The 17,046-nt window shown below is 32.2% G+C and carries 13 protein-coding genes; 7 read left to right on the plus strand and 6 right to left on the minus strand.

What is annotated here, in order from left to right:
* Positions 1-132: 132 nt before the first annotated feature.
* A complete protein-coding gene (locus AC34EU_RS08210; protein WP_487534586.1) occupies positions 133-1,071 on the plus strand; it encodes a PorP/SprF family type IX secretion system membrane protein in 939 nt (312 codons plus the stop codon).
* A gap of 2 nt (positions 1,072-1,073) precedes the next feature.
* Positions 1,074-3,029, plus strand: coding sequence for an OmpA family protein (locus AC34EU_RS08215; protein WP_489696191.1), 1,956 nt, complete (start codon positions 1,074-1,076; stop codon positions 3,027-3,029).
* Here the strand turns inward: AC34EU_RS08215 and AC34EU_RS08220 are convergent.
* Together AC34EU_RS08220 and AC34EU_RS08225 are read right to left on the minus strand one after the other, a co-directional pair.
* Positions 3,013-3,894, minus strand: a complete 882-nt coding sequence (locus AC34EU_RS08220) for a carbohydrate kinase family protein (protein ID WP_489666755.1) — start codon at positions 3,892-3,894, stop codon at positions 3,013-3,015. The two genes, AC34EU_RS08215 and AC34EU_RS08220, sit on opposite strands and share 17 nt — an antisense overlap.
* Before the next feature lie 28 nt (positions 3,895-3,922).
* Positions 3,923-4,219, minus strand: a complete 297-nt coding sequence (locus AC34EU_RS08225; RefSeq protein ID WP_487534589.1) for an SCP2 sterol-binding domain-containing protein — start codon at positions 4,217-4,219, stop codon at positions 3,923-3,925.
* Positions 4,220-4,327: 108 nt separating this feature from the next.
* On the opposite strand from AC34EU_RS08225, the gene AC34EU_RS08230 reads away from it, so the two are divergent.
* Both AC34EU_RS08230 and AC34EU_RS08235 read left to right on the plus strand, forming a co-directional pair.
* Complete coding sequence (locus AC34EU_RS08230; protein ID WP_487534590.1) at positions 4,328-6,724, plus strand: 3-hydroxyacyl-CoA dehydrogenase/enoyl-CoA hydratase family protein; 2,397 nt, start codon at positions 4,328-4,330, stop codon at positions 6,722-6,724.
* 12 nt (positions 6,725-6,736) lie between these two features.
* Complete coding sequence (locus AC34EU_RS08235; RefSeq protein ID WP_487534591.1) at positions 6,737-7,906, plus strand: thiolase family protein; 1,170 nt, start codon at positions 6,737-6,739, stop codon at positions 7,904-7,906.
* Positions 7,907-7,909: 3 nt separating this feature from the next.
* Here AC34EU_RS08235 and AC34EU_RS08240 read toward each other — a convergent pair whose 3' ends face one another.
* Both AC34EU_RS08240 and AC34EU_RS08245 read right to left on the minus strand, forming a co-directional pair.
* Positions 7,910-8,341, minus strand: a complete 432-nt coding sequence (locus AC34EU_RS08240; RefSeq protein ID WP_487534592.1) for a LexA family protein — start codon at positions 8,339-8,341, stop codon at positions 7,910-7,912.
* Entirely contained in the window at positions 8,338-9,594 is a 1,257-nt protein-coding gene (locus AC34EU_RS08245) for a Y-family DNA polymerase (RefSeq protein WP_487534593.1), read from the minus strand. The genes AC34EU_RS08240 and AC34EU_RS08245 overlap by 4 nt, the downstream gene beginning before the upstream one ends.
* Positions 9,595-9,756: 162 nt before the next feature.
* Between AC34EU_RS08245 and AC34EU_RS08250 the strand changes: the two genes are divergently transcribed.
* Both AC34EU_RS08250 and odhB read left to right on the plus strand, forming a co-directional pair.
* On the plus strand, positions 9,757-12,543 hold the full coding sequence (locus AC34EU_RS08250) for a 2-oxoglutarate dehydrogenase E1 component (protein ID WP_487534594.1): 2,787 nt from the start codon (positions 9,757-9,759) through the stop codon (positions 12,541-12,543).
* Between the two features lie 3 nt (positions 12,544-12,546).
* Positions 12,547-13,752, plus strand: coding sequence for a 2-oxoglutarate dehydrogenase complex dihydrolipoyllysine-residue succinyltransferase (odhB, locus tag AC34EU_RS08255; RefSeq protein WP_487534595.1), 1,206 nt, complete (start codon positions 12,547-12,549; stop codon positions 13,750-13,752).
* On the opposite strand, the gene AC34EU_RS08260 is transcribed toward odhB, so the two are convergent.
* Complete coding sequence (locus tag AC34EU_RS08260) at positions 13,749-14,174, minus strand: retropepsin-like aspartic protease (protein WP_487534596.1); 426 nt, start codon at positions 14,172-14,174, stop codon at positions 13,749-13,751. The genes odhB and AC34EU_RS08260 overlap by 4 nt on opposite strands.
* 37 nt (positions 14,175-14,211) lie before the next feature.
* Here AC34EU_RS08260 and AC34EU_RS08265 point away from each other — a divergent pair, with 37 nt between their 5' ends.
* Entirely contained in the window at positions 14,212-14,979 is a 768-nt protein-coding gene (locus AC34EU_RS08265) for a TatD family hydrolase (protein WP_487534597.1), read from the plus strand.
* Position 14,980: 1 nt separating this feature from the next.
* On the opposite strand, the gene AC34EU_RS08270 is transcribed toward AC34EU_RS08265, so the two are convergent.
* Positions 14,981-17,046 (minus strand): BspA family leucine-rich repeat surface protein (locus AC34EU_RS08270; protein WP_489696192.1); only part of this gene is annotated, 2,066 nt, incomplete at its 5' end.

The raw sequence follows: 17,046 nt of genomic DNA on the forward strand, positions 1-17,046 counted from the left end.
TTTATCAATTATACTTAAGTGAAGGAGTTATTGAAAAAGGATATATCTTTATAAAAACAAATTAAAAGTTAGCATATATCCTTGAATTAAGGTTTTAGAAAAAAGGATATATCTTTATAAAAATTAGTAAAAATGAAAACTATACATAAAATGTTAAGATTATGTTTTTTCTTGCTTTGTCCATTTTTATGGTCTCAACAAGAAGCGGCATTTTCTTTGTATATGTTTAATCATCAGTCAATAAACCCAGCATATGTTGGAGCTCAAAACTCCACTCAATTCACATTAGTGAACAGAACTCAATGGGATGGAATTGTTGGTGCTCCTGAGACTCAGGCAATAAGTGTAGGACATCAATTTGAAAGTAAAAATGTTGGTTTTGGTTTGTCAAGTGTTATTGATAAAATAGGACCTTCTCAAAACACTAGTGTAGCTTTAGATTTTTCTTACCACCTAAAGCTAAATGATAAAAATCTAAAATTAGGTTTAGGAATTAAAGCAAGTGGAAGATCCTATCAGTTAAATAATTCTATGATTTCTCCTTTTGATTCATCGGATTTAGTTCTCTCATCACAGATAAATAACAAATTTTCACCCAATATAGGTGCAGGACTTTACTTGCATAATCAAAAATTTTATTTAGGAATAGCCATACCTAACTTTTTGGAAGACGAGGAAATTTTTTATAAAAGAAATTATTATATGTTTTTTGGAGGACTTATAAATATGAATCAATCAATCAAGTTTAAGCCTAGTTTTCTTGTGCAGAAAACAGAGTTATTACCCCTTACTTATGATGCAAGTGTTTTAATTGTAGTCAGAGATAAGTTTTGGATTGGTCCCCAACTTCGAACAACAGTTAGTGCTGGAAGACCCGATAAAAATAATGCAGGATTTTATGGGGCCATTGCAGGTGTTCATGTCGGAGAAAATATGACTATTGGTTATGCGTATCAGGGTTCTTCATTGAATAAAAATATTGGAATTACTAACAATTCACATGAACTATTTTTACGTTTTCAATTGGCTTCAAAAACTCAAGGAATATTAAGATCACCTAGAATCTTTTAATTGTGAAATACATTTTAAATTTTATCTTTTTGTTGAATAGCTGTCTTGTTATTGGACAAACAAATTCAGTTGATTGGGCTGATTATTATTACATGAATAATAAATTCAGCAAAGCAATTGAGCTATATGAGAAATCAATTGATAGTCTCAATATTGATCAAGAGCGAAATTTGGCATTTGCTTACATGAAACTTGATATGAAATCAAATGCATCATCGACTTTTAGATCTATTAGTGATAATCAACTAGCGGGAGTAGTTGATTATTTGACTTTTGCTCAACTTCTTCCCCTAGATTCTAAACTTTCAAAAGAATATAGAGAAAAGGCAAGAAGATTAAAAGTCCACCAAGATGATATTTTAGAGGATGACAGTTTAGTTTATAAATCTAGATTTTATAATTCAACATCTACAAACTTAAAATCATTTCCAAATAATACTTCAGAAGATGAATTTGGAGCTATTATGGTTCCAAACTTATATAATCCAAGTGATCATTATAATGATAAAAACCAAATTGAATTTTATTATGTCAGCTCAAACAAAAATCCATCAGAGGACATTAAAAAACTTAAAAGAATTAAATCTGAATCAACTATATATAATATTGCAAATGGTTTAATGGATACATTAAATGGTAAAATAATCAGAGATGATTTGCTTACTTCTAAAATAAATTCTGTTTTACAAGAAGGACCTGTTGTTTACTTGAATAACATAAAGAAACTACTTTTAACTAGGAGTATTGAAAGAGTAGATTCCGATAAGAAATATCAATTAAATATATATCAAGTTGATTATCCATTATCAGAAAATAAAATATTAATAGAGCCACTTTTTGAATTAAAAGAAAACTATTCGAATATGCATCCAACCTATGACTCAGAAAGGGAATGGCTTTATTTTTCGAGTGATAGACCAGGAGGTTTCGGAGGTATGGATTTATATAGGGTTCGTTACAACCGAAACGGTGTAGTTGGAAAGCCCGAAAATATGGGGATTGATATTAATACCAGTTCTGATGAAGTTTTTCCTTTTGTATACAGTGATGATGTTTTGTTTTATTCATCTAATCAAAAATTGAGTCTTGGAAAATTAGATCCATTTATGGCAACTCGTTTAATAGAGAACAGGTGGACAACAGAGCCACTAGGAACTCCTTTTAGTTCAGAAGAAGATGATTTTAGTTTTTTTCTTGATTCAAAAACTAAATTAGGATTTATAAGTTCTAACAGAAAAGGAGGAAAAGGTAAGGATGATAATTATTACTTTGTTTCTAGACCCTTAGTTAAGGGTTTAGAAGACAGATATATGTTTGGATCTGACACTTTAGTCATATCATTTGATGGAGTTTTAAAAAATGATGAATTTTTAATGCTTTCTGAAGATCCCTTGAATAGTTTAGTGGACAAACAAGTTTATCTATACCAAACTCCAAATGCAGGATCTGTTAATTTAAAAGCCAATGGAAGTTTTTGGTATATGCCAAAAGGACCAGAAGTAAAAAGAGATACTTTTAGCTATTATTTGGAAAGTTCATATTCAAAAACTAAATCAATAAACGTCTATTTGAAGAGAGTAGAGCCTGTTACAGAGCCAGAAATTGAATTTAGTTTTAGACCAATATACTTTGAGTTTGATTCAGCAGATGTTTGGAAAAAGTATGTAGATAGGATTGATGAGGTAATTGCTGCGCTTAATTTATATCCAAGTATGGAGGTTAAAATTAAAGCATACACAGATAGAAGAGGTAAAGACGAATATAATATTAGATTATCTGACAGAAGATCTAAATCAATAGTTGCGTATATAAAATCTAAAATTAAAAATTCAAGTAGAATCACTGGAGTTGGATACGGAGAGTCTTTTGTGAAGATAAAAGACATGAGCACTATGGTCTCTAAGGAAGAACACCAAAAAGAGAGAAGAGTTGAGTTTGAAATTAATAACTTTCAATAAAAGCTTTAATTTCTTCTTCTTTAAATTCAGGGTTTGCTCCTGATTTTGATGCTACCATTGCCCCAATTGCACATGATTTTTTTAAAGATTCTTCTGGATCACTATCTTTTAGTAGTTCATTGACTAGCATTGCTAAAAAACTATCTCCTGAACCAATAGTGTCAACTACTTTGACAGCAAAACCATCATGATGAAAAATATTCTTTTTATAATATAAGAGGGCCCCTTTATTGCCCCTAGTAACACAAATTATTTCAGTATTCGAGAACTTGCTTACAAATAAGATGTTTGAAATTAAATCATTGTCAAAATGACCTAATCGATTTGAAACTTCTATTATTTCTTCTTCATTAAACTTTATAAAATCTGCTTTATTAAGAAGCTTTTTAATAGTTATAAAATTATAAAATGGAGCTCTTAAATTGAGGTCAAAAACATTAAAAGATGCTATTTCAATTAATTCAAAAAGAGTTTTTTTCGACTGGGAATTTCTTGCTGATAAGCTACCATATATAAATGCGTTTGATTTTTTTATTTTTTCAATAATCAAGTCACTTGAATGAATAAAATCCCAAGAAACTGAGTTTTTAATATCATACGTTGCATTTCCATTTTTATCGAGATCAATAAGTACAGTTCCAGTTTTATGATTATTGGTTAAAATAAATCGATTTGATAAACCCTTATCTTTTATATAGGATATAGCTTCGTCCCCTAATGAATCATTTCCGACAGCGCTAATTATTTCAACCTTATTTCCTAATGCATGCAATCTCAGGGAGCAGTTTAGAGGTGCTCCACCAATTAATTTTTTATCAGGAAAAATATCCCACAATATTTCTCCATAGCAGCATATTTCATTCATTTTTTAAATTGAAAAGGTAAAAAAATTTTTAGCTAAGAAGTGATTGAACTTTCATTGCTAATCCCATATCTCCAGATATTTTTATTTTACCACTCATCACGGCCATCATTGGATTTATTTCTCCATCACGCATTTGTTTTAAAATATCACTAGACACAGAAATAGTACAATCAGCATCTTTATCATCTGGAGTTATAGTGTTTTTATCACCAGTTCCATCAATGAAAATTGCATTATCATCCACCACAAACTTTATGGTTCCGTCTATTGAATCTACATTCTCAACTCGTTCTTTAAGCTGTTCAAAAACTAAATTTTTATCCATTTTATTTCTTATTTGAGTATTATTTAAAGTTATATATTAAATCGCAATTAAATTAATTTTTTCAAATGTAAATATTAATTAGCTTAGCACAATTAAATTTTTTCATATATGAGTTATCGAATTAAGAAAGTAGTTGTATTAGGGTCAGGTATTATGGGTTCTGGGATTGCTTGTCACCTCGCCAATGTTGGTATGGATGTTCTAATGCTTGACATTGTTCCTCCCAATCAATCAGATTCAAAAGATAAAAAAATTCGAAATAGTATTGTAGATTCAGCCTTACTTAAAGCTATTAAATCAAAGCCTTCCCCGGTTTATGAAAAAAAGAATGCTGATAGAATAACTACTGGAAATTTTACCGATAATTTTAAAGACATTTCTGATGCTGATTGGATAATAGAGGTGGTTGTTGAAGATTTAGAAATAAAAAAACAGATTTTCGAAAAAGTTGAAGCAAATAGAAAGTCTGGAAGTTTAGTTACTTCTAACACATCGAGTATTCCAATAAGTTTATTGGCTGATGGTAGATCTGATGAGTTTAAAAAACATTTTTGCGGGACTCACTTTTTTAACCCTCCAAGATATTTAAGACTTTTAGAAGTAATCCCAATTAAGGAAACTGACTCAAGTGTTATAGACTTTTTTATGCATTTTGGAGATGTAACCCTTGGAAAACAAACTGTTTTGTGTCGAGACACTCCCGCTTTTATTGCAAATAGAATTGGGGTAATGTCAGGAACTGCTTTAATTCATTTAACTATAGATTATAAAATGACTATTGAAGAAGTAGATGCAATAACAGGACCACTCATTGGTAGACCAAACACAGCAACATTTAAATTACAAGACTTAGTAGGTTTAGATACTTCAGAGAAAGTTAGTTCTTTTGTAGCAAGTGCTGTAAAAAATGATGAATTTTTTGAAGATCTAAAAACCAGAGAGGTTCCTGCTTTCATGAGCTATTTATTAGACAATAAATTTTATGGTAATAAATCTGGAAAAGGATTCTATCAAAAAACAAAGGAAAGAGACTCTAAAGGAAGGTCAATAATTAATGTTTTAAATCTTGAAACTTTAGAATATGAAAAAACAGCAAGGCCAAAATTAAAAATTGTTAAAGAAGGAAAATCAATTCAAAATATAGGTAAAAGATTGTCTTTTTTAGTTTTAGGAAGTGATCGTGAAAATCTCTTTTTGAAAGAGTATTTTACAGCATTATTTAATTACTCGGCTCAGAGAGCACCTGAAATTTCATCTGCATATTATCAAATTGATGATGCGATGAGAACAGGTTACTTCTGGGACTATGGGCCATTTGAATTATGGGATTCATTAGGTTTTAATGCTGGGATAGAGCTTATTGAAAAGTCAGGATCTAGCTTGCCGGAATGGATTAAAATTATGCAAGATGAAAATGCAACATCTTTTTATAAGTTTGAGTCTGGAAAAAAGAAATATTATGACCTTGAGTCAAAATCATATTTACCTGTTCCAAGCTCTGACAACTATATAATATTAGACTCTTACCGAGAGAATAAACCCCTTATAAAAAACAGTGAATGTACAGTTCATGATATAGGAGATGGAGTTATGTGCCTGGAGTTTACAAGTAAAAGTAATTCTATAGGTGAAGGAATAGGTCATGGAATTGATCAGGCAATAAGGATGGCAGAAGAAGAAGGTTGGAAGGGTATAGTTATTGGAAATAATGCAAAACAATTTTCAGTTGGAGCCAACCTTATGAATGTAGGTATGTTAGCTATGCAGAAACAATTTGACAACCTTGATGTTATGATAGGAGGCTTTCAAGACCTTAACATGCGAATTAGAACATCTAAAATCCCAGTGGTTGTTGCAACTCAAGGGTATGTTTTTGGAGGGGGATGTGAAATAGCTATGCATTGCGATGCAGGTATTTATGCAGCTGAATCATATATTGGATTACCTGAAGTTGGTGTTGGATTATTACCTGCAGGAGGAGGGGTCAAAGAAATGGCTCTTAGGGCATCTGATAAGTTTTTTGAAGGAGATGTTAAAATTCCAACTCTCATAAACCATTTCAAAACAATTGCCACTGCAACTATTTCTACATCTGCACGTGAAGCTTATGATCTTAGTTTTTTGAAGGAAGAGAGGGATGAAGTTTGTTGTAATGTCCAAAGAAATATTGGGGAGGCTAAGAAAAAAGTATTACAAATGGCATTCAATTACGTGCCGCCTTCTGTAAGAACTGACATTGAGGTTCTAGGCCGAACAGGTTTAAGCGTATTGTACTCTGCTGTTAATGAATTCTACTTGGGAGGTTATATGTCTGAATATGATGTTGAAATTGCTCGTAAAATTGCATTTATTATCTCTGGTGGTGACTTAACAAGCTCTCAAAAAGTAAGTGAAACATATCTTCTTGATCTAGAAAGAGAAGGGATGCTGTCTTTGCTAGGTAATCAAAAAACTTTAGATAGGATTCAATATTTATTAATGAATAATAAACCTCTAAGAAATTAAAAATACTTAAAAATGGAAGCATATATTGTAAAAGGTTATAGATCTGCAGTTTGTAAAGCTCATAAAGGTGGATTTAAAAATTATCGATCAGACGATCTAGCCGTTGATGTAATAAAGTATTTATTATCCAACACTAAAAATTTAGACCCTAAATTAGTTGATGATGTAATTGTAGGATGTGCAAATCCTGAAGGAGAACAAGGGTTGCAGATAGGAAGATTGATTGCTGCAAGAGCTTTAGGTAAAGAAGTCCCAGGTATAACGATAAATAGATATTGTGCCTCAGGTCTTGAGTCTATATCTATGGCAGTCGGAAAAATAAAAGCTGGATTTGGTCATATATATATTGCTGGAGGCACAGAAAGCATGAGTATGATTCCAATGACAGGTTATAAGCTTGCCCCAAGTTTTAAAGCTAATCTAGAGAATATTAATTATCATGTTTCTATGGGCGCTACAGCTGAGGCTGTTGCTGATAAATATGGAATAACTCGTGAAATGTCTGATGAGTTTGCAGTTAATTCTCATGCTAAAGCTGGAGCTGCTATTGACTCTAAAAAGTTTGATAATGAAATTGTTCCTATTACAGTTGACGAAGTTTTTGTAGAAGATGGAAAAAGAGTTACAAAAACTCACACTGTTAGTCAAGACGAAGGAGTTCGACGTGACACTTCTTTAGAAGGCTTAGCTAGACTTAGGCCGGCATTTCGCCAAAAGGGTGTTGTAACTGCTGGAAATGCATCTCAAACTTCTGACGGATCTGCCTTTACCCTAATTGTAAGTGAGAAAATGGTTAAAGAATTAAATCTTGAGCCCATTGCAAGATTAATAAGTTGTGCTGTGGGTGGTGTTGATCCTCTTTATATGGGTATTGGTCCATGTGTAGCTATTCCGAAAGCTTTAAATCAAGCAGGTCTAAATATTAAAGACATTCAGCAAACTGAGCTCAATGAAGCTTTTGCAACTCAAGCTTTAGCTGTCATTCAAGAGGTAGGTTTAGACCCTGAAAGTGTTAATGTTAATGGTGGAGCTATTGCTATGGGACATCCTTTAGGTTGTACAGGTGCAAAACTAAGTGTTCAACTACTCAATGAAATGAAAAGAAAGAATCAGAAATACGGAATGGTAACAGCATGCGTGGGCGGAGGTCAAGGAATAGCAGGTATTTATGAACGTTTATAATATTTAAACTTTTTTAACTACATAAGTAACTATCCCCCATATGATAAGTTGATTTTCACTGGTTACTTTTAAGGCTTTGTATTTTGAATTTTCAGGCATCAAATAGATACAGTCGTCTTCAACTTTTAGTCTTTTTACTGTAAATTCTCCATCTATAAAACAAACTGCTATTTTTCCATTTTCAGGCTCTTGACTTCTGTCAATTACTATTAAGTCTCCATCATCTAATCCTGCTCCTTGCATTGACTGCCCGTCAACTCTTGCAAAAAATGTAGCAGATTCATTTTTTACAACCTCCTGATCAATACTTATTTTTAGTTCTTTAAAATCCTCTGCTGGTGATGGGAATCCTGCAGAAATTCCCTCGCTTGCTAAAGGGAAGTATTTTTGATTTTGAGTATCAGGCTTAAAAAAAATCAATTTTTTATTAATCATTTTACTTTTATAATATCTTCTAAAACTGTCGTGAATTTAGGTGAAAGATTGTTTTGTTTCATTTTCCACACACGATTAAGGTCTTGATTTGCTAATTTTATTCGATTAGACCCATGTCTATGATTTATAGTGTCTATTGCTTTCATAAGACTATCATGTCTAACTATGTTTGGTTCGAAAATATTTAATTGATGATTTTCTTTTGATGTTAGACCTAAAGCTAAAACACCTGCTTTTTTATAAGATATTCCAGGTTTAAAAATTTTTCGAAGTCCATAAATAGCTTGTTTACTAAGGATTAAGCTGGAGTTACTTGCATTGCTTAGTTGTATTACACAGCTATTGCTATATTGTTGTTCTTTTTTAAATGGATCACTCCTCACAAAGACTAACAAGCTAGTACAACAACTATTTTGTATGCGTAACTTTTCAGCACAGCTTGTCGCAAAAGTAGAAACACGTTCTTCTATATCAGATAAGTTAGTTAATATAGATTCAAAGCTTCTTGTGGTAGCAATTGATTTTTTTTGAGACCTTATCTCTTCTAATTTAATAAAAGATAATCCTGATAAATCCTTTTTTAACCTAAGGCCTAAAACATTCATATTTTTTTTAACCCACTGATCAGGAAGGTTAATAAACTCTAGAGCATTTTTAACACCTATAGATCTTAGAAGTTTAGCATATCTGCGACCAACACCCCAAACATCTTCAATAGTAGTCCATTTAAGGGCTTTGTTTATTTTTTCTTGACTATCTAAGCTATAAACCCCTAGAGTTTGATGATTAAATTTTTTAGCAATTTTATTAGCAATTTTAGCTAAAGATTTACTAGGAGCCAAGCCAATCGAAACAGGAATTCCGGTCCATTGATAGATTTGTTTTTTTATCTTATAACTCTCCTCTGTTATATCTAAATTATTAAAACTTGTAAGCTTTAAAAAAGCTTCATCAATACTATATATTTCGATATTTGGACTGTAGCTCTCTAAAATACTCATCACTCTTCTACTCATATCTCCATAAAGAGCATAATTAGATGAAAAAACTTTTACATTATATTTTTTAAATTGATTTTTATACTTAAAAGCTGCTGCTCCCATCGGTATTTCTAGTGCTTTTGCTTCATTACTTCTCGAGATAACACAGCCATCATTGTTTGATAAAACCACAACAGGTTTTTTGTCAAACTGTGGTTGAAAAACTCTCTCGCAAGAGACGTAAAAATTATTACAATCAATTAATGCAAACATGATACAAAAATTAAAAAATATTTTATGATATAATCTTTTTTGAGACCCTTTTTCACTTTTTATTATTCACATATTTAAATGATTTAATTTATTATTAAAGGAAGGTTAGAGGTTGCCTATAAATGTGTAATTTTACAGGTAAGGACTCTTAGAATTTGATTAATGGACAATTATTCATTCCTGAACGCTGCACACACTACTTACTTTTCAGAACAGTATGATAGGTATTTAAAATCTCCTGATACTATGGAGCCTAGTTGGAGGGCTTTTTTTCAGGGTTTTGACTTTGGTCTAGAGAGTGGTGCAGATAGTGTAGCTGATTACAGCCAAGTTCCAGAGTCATTAAGAAAAGAATTTCAGGTTATAAAGTTAATTGATGGTTACCGAACTAGAGGTCACTTGTTTACCAAAACAAATCCTGTTCGAGACAGAAGAAAGTACTCACCAACACTTGATATAGAAAATTTTGGTTTATCTGAATCAGATCTAAGTACTGTTTTTAACGCTGGATCTGTTATAGGGATAGGGCCAAGCCCTCTTAGTGTTACAATAAAGCATTTAAAACAAGTCTATTGTGATGCTATAGGAGTTGAATACATGTATATCCGTGATCCAAAAAAATTAAATTGGATTCAAGAACGATTAAATATAAATGACAATCACCCTAACTTCTCCTTTGATCAAAAAAAACATATTTTAAAAAAATTAAATCAAGCTATAAGTTTTGAAAACTTTCTTCATACCAAATATGTGGGTCAAAAAAGATTTTCGTTAGAAGGAGGAGAATCTTTAATTCCTGCTCTTGATGCTATTGTTGAAGCTGCGGCAGAAAAAGGTGTTGAAGAATTTGTCATGGGAATGGCTCACCGGGGAAGATTAAATACTTTAACAAATATATTTGGGAAGTCAAGTAAAGATATATTTAGTGAATTTGATGGAAAGGACTATGAGGAGGTTATTTTTGATGGAGATGTTAAATATCACTTAGGTTGGTCATCTAATAGGGTTACCGATACAGGAAAAAAGATCAACATGAGTATTGCTCCTAACCCGTCACATCTTGAAACTGTTGGAGCGATAGTGGAAGGAATTACACGCTCAAAATTAGAAAATAAATTTGATGGAGACACAAACAAAGTTCTCCCTATAATAGTTCATGGTGATGCTGCTATTGCAGGACAGGGCTTGCCTTATGAAATAACTCAAATGGCACTTCTTAAAGGATATGGCACCGGAGGGACTGTTCATATTGTTGTCAATAATCAAATAGGTTTTACCACAAACTATCTTGATGCTAGATCAAGCACATACTGTACAGATGTCGGGAAAGTTACTTTGTCTCCTGTTTTACATGTTAATTCTGATGATGCTGAGGCAGTTGTTCATGCGGTTCTTTTTGCTTTGGATTATCGTATGCAATTTGGAAGGGATGTGTTTATAGATTTACTTGGATATCGAAGATATGGACACAATGAAGGTGATGAACCCAGATTTACTCAACCTCAGCTTTATAAAAAAATTGCAAGTCATCCAAATTCTCGAGATATATATGCTGCTGATCTTATCTCACAGGGTATAATTGATGAAAACCATGTTGCTATTCTTGAAAAAGAATACAAAGAGTTCTTAGAACAGAACCTTGAAGACTCAAGAAAACTAGAAAAAACTGTAATCACACAGTTTATGGAAGATGAGTGGAAAAATATTGCCCCATATACAGAAAGAGTAGATGAGATTGGAATGAAAAAAAAGATTGTAACTAAAGTCTCTTCTAAAGATTTGACAATAGTCGCTAAAGCAATTACTACATTACCTGAAAATAAAAAGTTCTTAAGAAAAACCGAAAGATTAATAGCAGATAGAAAAAAAATGTTTTTTGAATCAGACTCATTAGACTGGGCAATGGGTGAGTTACTTGCTTATGGAACACTTCTTAGTGAAGGTCATGATATTAGATTGTCAGGACAAGATGTTGAGAGAGGAACATTTTCGCATCGTCATGCTGTTTTAGTTACTGAAGAATCTGAAGAAGAAATCGTTTTATTAAATGATATAAATAAAGATCAGGGAAAGTTTAAGGTATACAATTCCTTGTTATCTGAATACGCAGTTCTTGGATTTGATTATGGTTATGCGATGGCCAGTCCAAACGCTTTAACAATATGGGAAGCTCAGTTTGGAGATTTTTCTAATGGGGCTCAAATTATAATTGATCAATACATAACATCTGCAGAAGACAAATGGAAACTTCAAAACGGGTTGGTAATGCTTCTACCTCATGGATATGAAGGTCAGGGTGCTGAACATTCATCGGCTAGAATCGAAAGATATCTACAAATGTGTGCAAAAGATAATATGTTTGTTGTTAATTGTTCCACTCCCGCAAATATGTTTCATGTTTTGAGACGTCAATTAAAAGCAAAATACAGGAAACCATTAATTGTTTTTACTCCAAAAAGTTTACTAAGACATCCAAAAGCAGTTTCAAAAACAAGAGAGTTTTATGAAGGAGATTTTAAAGCTGTTATAGATGATTCTGAAGTAGAAATATCTAGTGTTAAGACTGTAGTGTTTTGTTCTGGAAAATTTTATTATGATCTTTATAAGGCTAGAGAAATTAAAAATAGATCTAATGATTTAGCCCTTGTTAGATTAGAACAATTATTTCCATTGCCTGAAAAAGAAATAAAAGAAGTAATTTCAAGATATAAAAATGCTAATGATATTGTTTGGGCTCAAGAAGAACCAAGAAATATGGGAGCTTGGAGTTACTTATTATTAAATTTTCCACAGGCCCAACAAATGCGTCCTGCAAGTCGTAGAATGTATGGAACTCCTGCAGCAGGAAGTTCTACACGTTTTAAAAAACGTCATAATGAGGTTATAGAATATGTTTTTGATCCTTCAAAAAATAATCAAAAACGAAAAATAAATAAATCAAAAGTTTAAATAATGATTTTAGAAATGAAAGTGCCTTCTCCTGGAGAATCAATAACAGAGGTTGAAATTGCTCAATGGCTTGTTGAAGACGGGGATTATGTTGAAAAAGACCAGGCTATCGCTGAAGTGGATTCTGATAAAGCTACACTTGAACTTCCTGCAGAAGTTAGTGGAATAATAACCTTTAAAGCTGATGAAGGAGATGCTGTTGCTGTAGGTGAAATTGTTTGTATAATTGATACAGATGGTAAGGCACCTGTCGGAAATAAATCTAAAAATGAAGTAAATAAAGAAACTGAAAAGTCTCCAGAGGTTTTAAAAACAGAAAATACTACATATGCTTCAGGGGCTCCTTCTCCTGCTGCTAAAAAAATTATTGCTGAAAAAAATATTGATATAACCTCACTAAAAGGCACAGGAAGAGATGGAAGAATAACCAAGACTGACGCAATAAAAGCCAAAGTTTCAATGGGGTCTTTACCTGAAAATGGAAAACGTGAACAAACAACAAAAAAAATGTCTATGCTGCGAAGAAAAGTCGCAGAAAGATTAGTCTCAGCTAAAAATGAAACAGCTATGTTGACTACTTTTAATGAAGTAGACATGTCTGAGATATTTAATATTAGAAAGAAACACAAAGAGTCTTTTAAATCAAAACATGAAGTTGGTTTAGGCTTTATGAGCTTTTTCACTAAAGCAGTAGTTAGAGCATTAAAAATGTATCCTGATGTTAATTCAATGATAGAAGGAGATCAGCAAATTACTTATGACTATTGTGATATTTCAGTTGCAGTTTCAGGACCAAAAGGTTTAATGGTTCCGGTAGTTAGAAATGCAGAATCTCTTTCATTTAGAAGTATTGAATCTGAAATAAAACGACTGGCAATAGCCGCTAGAGATGGAAAAATAACTATTGATGATATGACAGGTGGTACATTCACTATTTCAAATGGTGGTGTCTTTGGTTCTATGTTATCTACCCCAATTATCAATCCTCCACAATCTGGAATATTAGGCATGCACAATATAATTGAAAGGCCTGTTGCTATTGATGGTAAGGTAGTAATTCGCCCGATGATGTATTTAGCTTTATCCTATGATCATAGAATAATTGATGGAAGAGAATCTGTAGGCTTTTTAGTTGCTATTAAGGAATCTTTAGAGGATCCGTTAAATACTTTAATGGATGGAGATTTAAAAAAGTCTTTGGAACTTTAAAAAGATAGAGTCATCGTTTTATAGCTTATTAATGCGTTTTTTTTAATTAAAAAATCAGCTCCTAATATCCCATCTACATTTATACTATCGCTCTCATTAAGAGCTTTGTTTATCGATTCCATATCAATTAACAGAAAATTTAACTTCACGATATTCTTCCCTAGGTGACTTATCTGGGCTTTTTTAGACTTTGAAACATCAAACTTTCCATTTCCAGCTCCTGATGCACTATACGACTTTTTATATTTTTCTAGTTTAAATCTTTCATCACTGGTAATATCAATACAAGAATTAGAGGCTCCACTGTCAATTAAAAAGTTTCCCTCAACACCGTTAATAATTATTTTACATGTTATATGGTTTGTCTTTAGAACAAAACATTTAACTGAAGTCTTATGATTTTTAATAAAGGGTATTGACATTTTGAATATTTAAATGCTAAAATAGTATTTTTATCATGTGAAATTAATAGATACCCATACCCATTTATATATTGAAGATTTTGATCAAGATCGAGATGATCAAATTGAGTTATGTATTAAAAATGGAGTTCACAAGTTTTTCTTACCTGCAATTGACATGTCTTACACTAAACGAATGTTGGGTTTAAAAGCTAAATATCCAAAAAATATTTTCTTAATGTCAGGTCTTCACCCTACTCATGTCAAAGAAGATTATAAAAATGAATTAAAGCATGTAGAACAAAATCTGAAAAATGGAAGTTTTTGTGCAGTTGGTGAAATAGGAATAGATCTGTATTGGGATAAAACTAATTTGTCAAAACAACAAGAAGCATTCAATCAACAGATTATATGGGCTAAAGAATATGACCTGCCAATAGTTATTCATTGTAGGGATGCGTTTGATGAGGTGTTTGATGTTTTAGAAAATCATAAAAGTGATAAACTTAGAGGTATTTTCCATTGTTTTACAGGTGATTTGGATCAAGCTCAAAGAGCAATAGGTTTTAATATGAAATTAGGAATAGGAGGGGTAGTAACCTTTAAAAATGGTAAAATTGACAAGTTTATAAAAGAGATTCCAATTGAATCAATAGTACTCGAAACAGACTCTCCGTATTTAGCTCCTGTTCCTTACAGGGGAAAAAGAAATGAGAGTAATTACTTACCTATAATAGCAAAAAAAGTAGCAGAGTGTTATGATCTTCCTATAGAATTTATTGCAAATAAAACTTCAGAATCAGCCAAGCTAATTTTTAATTGTTAGCCTATTGGGGACACGTTCCCCAGACTGGCTTGTTAGCTTCAGTTAGTGCATTATTAAGGGCAAAATCATTAGGTTCAGATGAAAATTGAGAAACACACCATCCTGTTAGATCTTGATTAAAATCAGGTGAATCAGCAAACATACTAGCCATATTAGTCACATTAGAAGTATCCCAACTCCCAATATCTTTATTGAATGATGAAGCTCCCTTGAACATCCCGCTCATATCAGTTACACTTGAAGTATTCCAGCTTCCTATGTCTTGATTAAAAACTAAGGCACCTTTAAACATTTGAGACATATTGGATACGTTTGAAGTATTCCAGCCATCAATATTTTTATTGAATAATAAAGCGTTATTAAACATCCCTAACATATCAGTCACACTAGAGGTGTTCCAGTTTCCTATATCTTGATTAAAAACAATTGCAGATTGGAACATAGCATACATAGTAGTTACATTAGAAGTATCCCAGTTTCCTATGTCTTGATTGAAAATAGTAGCATTAGCAAACATTTGTACCATATCATTCACACTAGAGGTGTCCCAACTTCCTATATCTTTGTTAAATGATGTTGCGTCTTTAAACATAAATCGCATATCAGTCACCTTTGAAGTATTCCAACTTCCAATATCTTGATTGAAAACAATTGCAGTATCAAACATAAAACTCATATCAGTCACACTAGATGTATCCCAATTTCCAATATCTTGATTAAAGGAGGTAGCTCCTTGAAACATATTCCCCATAAAAGTAACATTAGAAGTATTCCAACTCCCTATATCCTGGTTGAATGCTGTTGCCAGATTAAACATATTCTCCATTTTGATAACATTAGAAACATTCCAACCTCCTATATCTTGATCAAAAGAAGGTGCATCCCAAAACATCCCTCGCATTTCAGTAACACTTGATGTATCCCAGTTTCCAATGTCTTGATTAAATAAATCTGCTTCAAAAAACATTTGATGCATATTAGTAACATTGGAAGTATCCCAGTCTCCAATATCTTGGTCAAACACCGATGCACTTATGAACACACCATTCATATCGATTACACTAGAAGTATCCCAATTCCCTATATCTTGATTAAAATCGAAAGCACCCCAGAACATAAAACTCATATCAGTAACATTAGATGTATTCCAACCACCAATATCTTGATTGAATAACATAGCTTCTTGAAACATATTATTCATATAGATTACATTTGAAGTATTCCAATTTCCTATATCTTGATTAAATATTATTGCTTTAGCGAATATACTTTTCATATCAGTAACATTGGAAGTATCCCAGCTACCAATATCATCATTAAATTTTATTGCCTCAAGAAACATGCTTTCCATATTGGTAACATTTGATACGTTCCAATTTCCTAAATTAAAATTATCTCCTAAAACACTTCCATTTTTAACATTTCCAGTCCCTGCAAACATTCCGGACATAGATGTAACATTTGAAACGTCCCAAGAAGATAAATCTGCATCAAAATTTTTGGCTCCATTAAACATATTGTCCATGTAGATTACATTTGAAACATTCCAGTTGCTTATATCAGAATTAAAAATTGATGCTCTAAAAAACATATATCTCATTGAGGTCACATTAGAAGTATTCCAAGATGATAAATTACCATTGAAAGCAAGTGCTCCGTCAAACATTCTATCCATATTAGTAACCTTTGAGGTGTCCCAATTTTTAAGCCCCTCTTGGTTGCTACCATTATTAAAGTTTGCTGCATCGTAGAACATTTGTCCCATGTCAGTTACATTAGAAGTATCCCAACTACTGATATCTTGATTGAAGTTTGTGTTACCGGAAAACATATTTCCTAATGCAATTACTTTAGATATACAAAAACAAGTAAAATCAGCTTCAGAGTTATTAGCTAACAAATCTTGTAAGTTTTCAACTACGGTATAAGCCTTTCCATTCACAGTTCCTATATCTCCAACGTCTGCATTTTCACATTTTACAGTAATTCCATTATCTGCAAGATAAATATCTGGGTTTGCTACCCCATCACAATTCAGTGAATATTCTGTTGATTCATCTTTTGTCC

The sequence above is a fragment of the Candidatus Marivariicella framensis genome (genome assembly GCF_982709265.1).

Coding starts and splice junctions, on each gene's coding strand:
- AC34EU_RS08260 (WP_487534596.1), bottom strand. CDS start 14,174: ATGTCAATACCCTTTATTAAAAATCATAAGACTTCAGTTAAATGTTTT.
- AC34EU_RS08230 (WP_487534590.1), top strand. CDS start 4,328: ATGAGTTATCGAATTAAGAAAGTAGTTGTATTAGGGTCAGGTATTATG.
- AC34EU_RS08235 (WP_487534591.1), top strand. CDS start 6,737: ATGGAAGCATATATTGTAAAAGGTTATAGATCTGCAGTTTGTAAAGCT.
- odhB (WP_487534595.1), top strand. CDS start 12,547: ATGATTTTAGAAATGAAAGTGCCTTCTCCTGGAGAATCAATAACAGAG.
- AC34EU_RS08220 (WP_489666755.1), bottom strand. CDS start 3,894: ATGAATGAAATATGCTGCTATGGAGAAATATTGTGGGATATTTTTCCT.
- AC34EU_RS08250 (WP_487534594.1), top strand. CDS start 9,757: ATGGACAATTATTCATTCCTGAACGCTGCACACACTACTTACTTTTCA.
- AC34EU_RS08245 (WP_487534593.1), bottom strand. CDS start 9,594: ATGTTTGCATTAATTGATTGTAATAATTTTTACGTCTCTTGCGAGAGA.
- AC34EU_RS08225 (WP_487534589.1), bottom strand. CDS start 4,219: ATGGATAAAAATTTAGTTTTTGAACAGCTTAAAGAACGAGTTGAGAAT.
- AC34EU_RS08240 (WP_487534592.1), bottom strand. CDS start 8,341: ATGATTAATAAAAAATTGATTTTTTTTAAGCCTGATACTCAAAATCAA.
- AC34EU_RS08210 (WP_487534586.1), top strand. CDS start 133: ATGAAAACTATACATAAAATGTTAAGATTATGTTTTTTCTTGCTTTGT.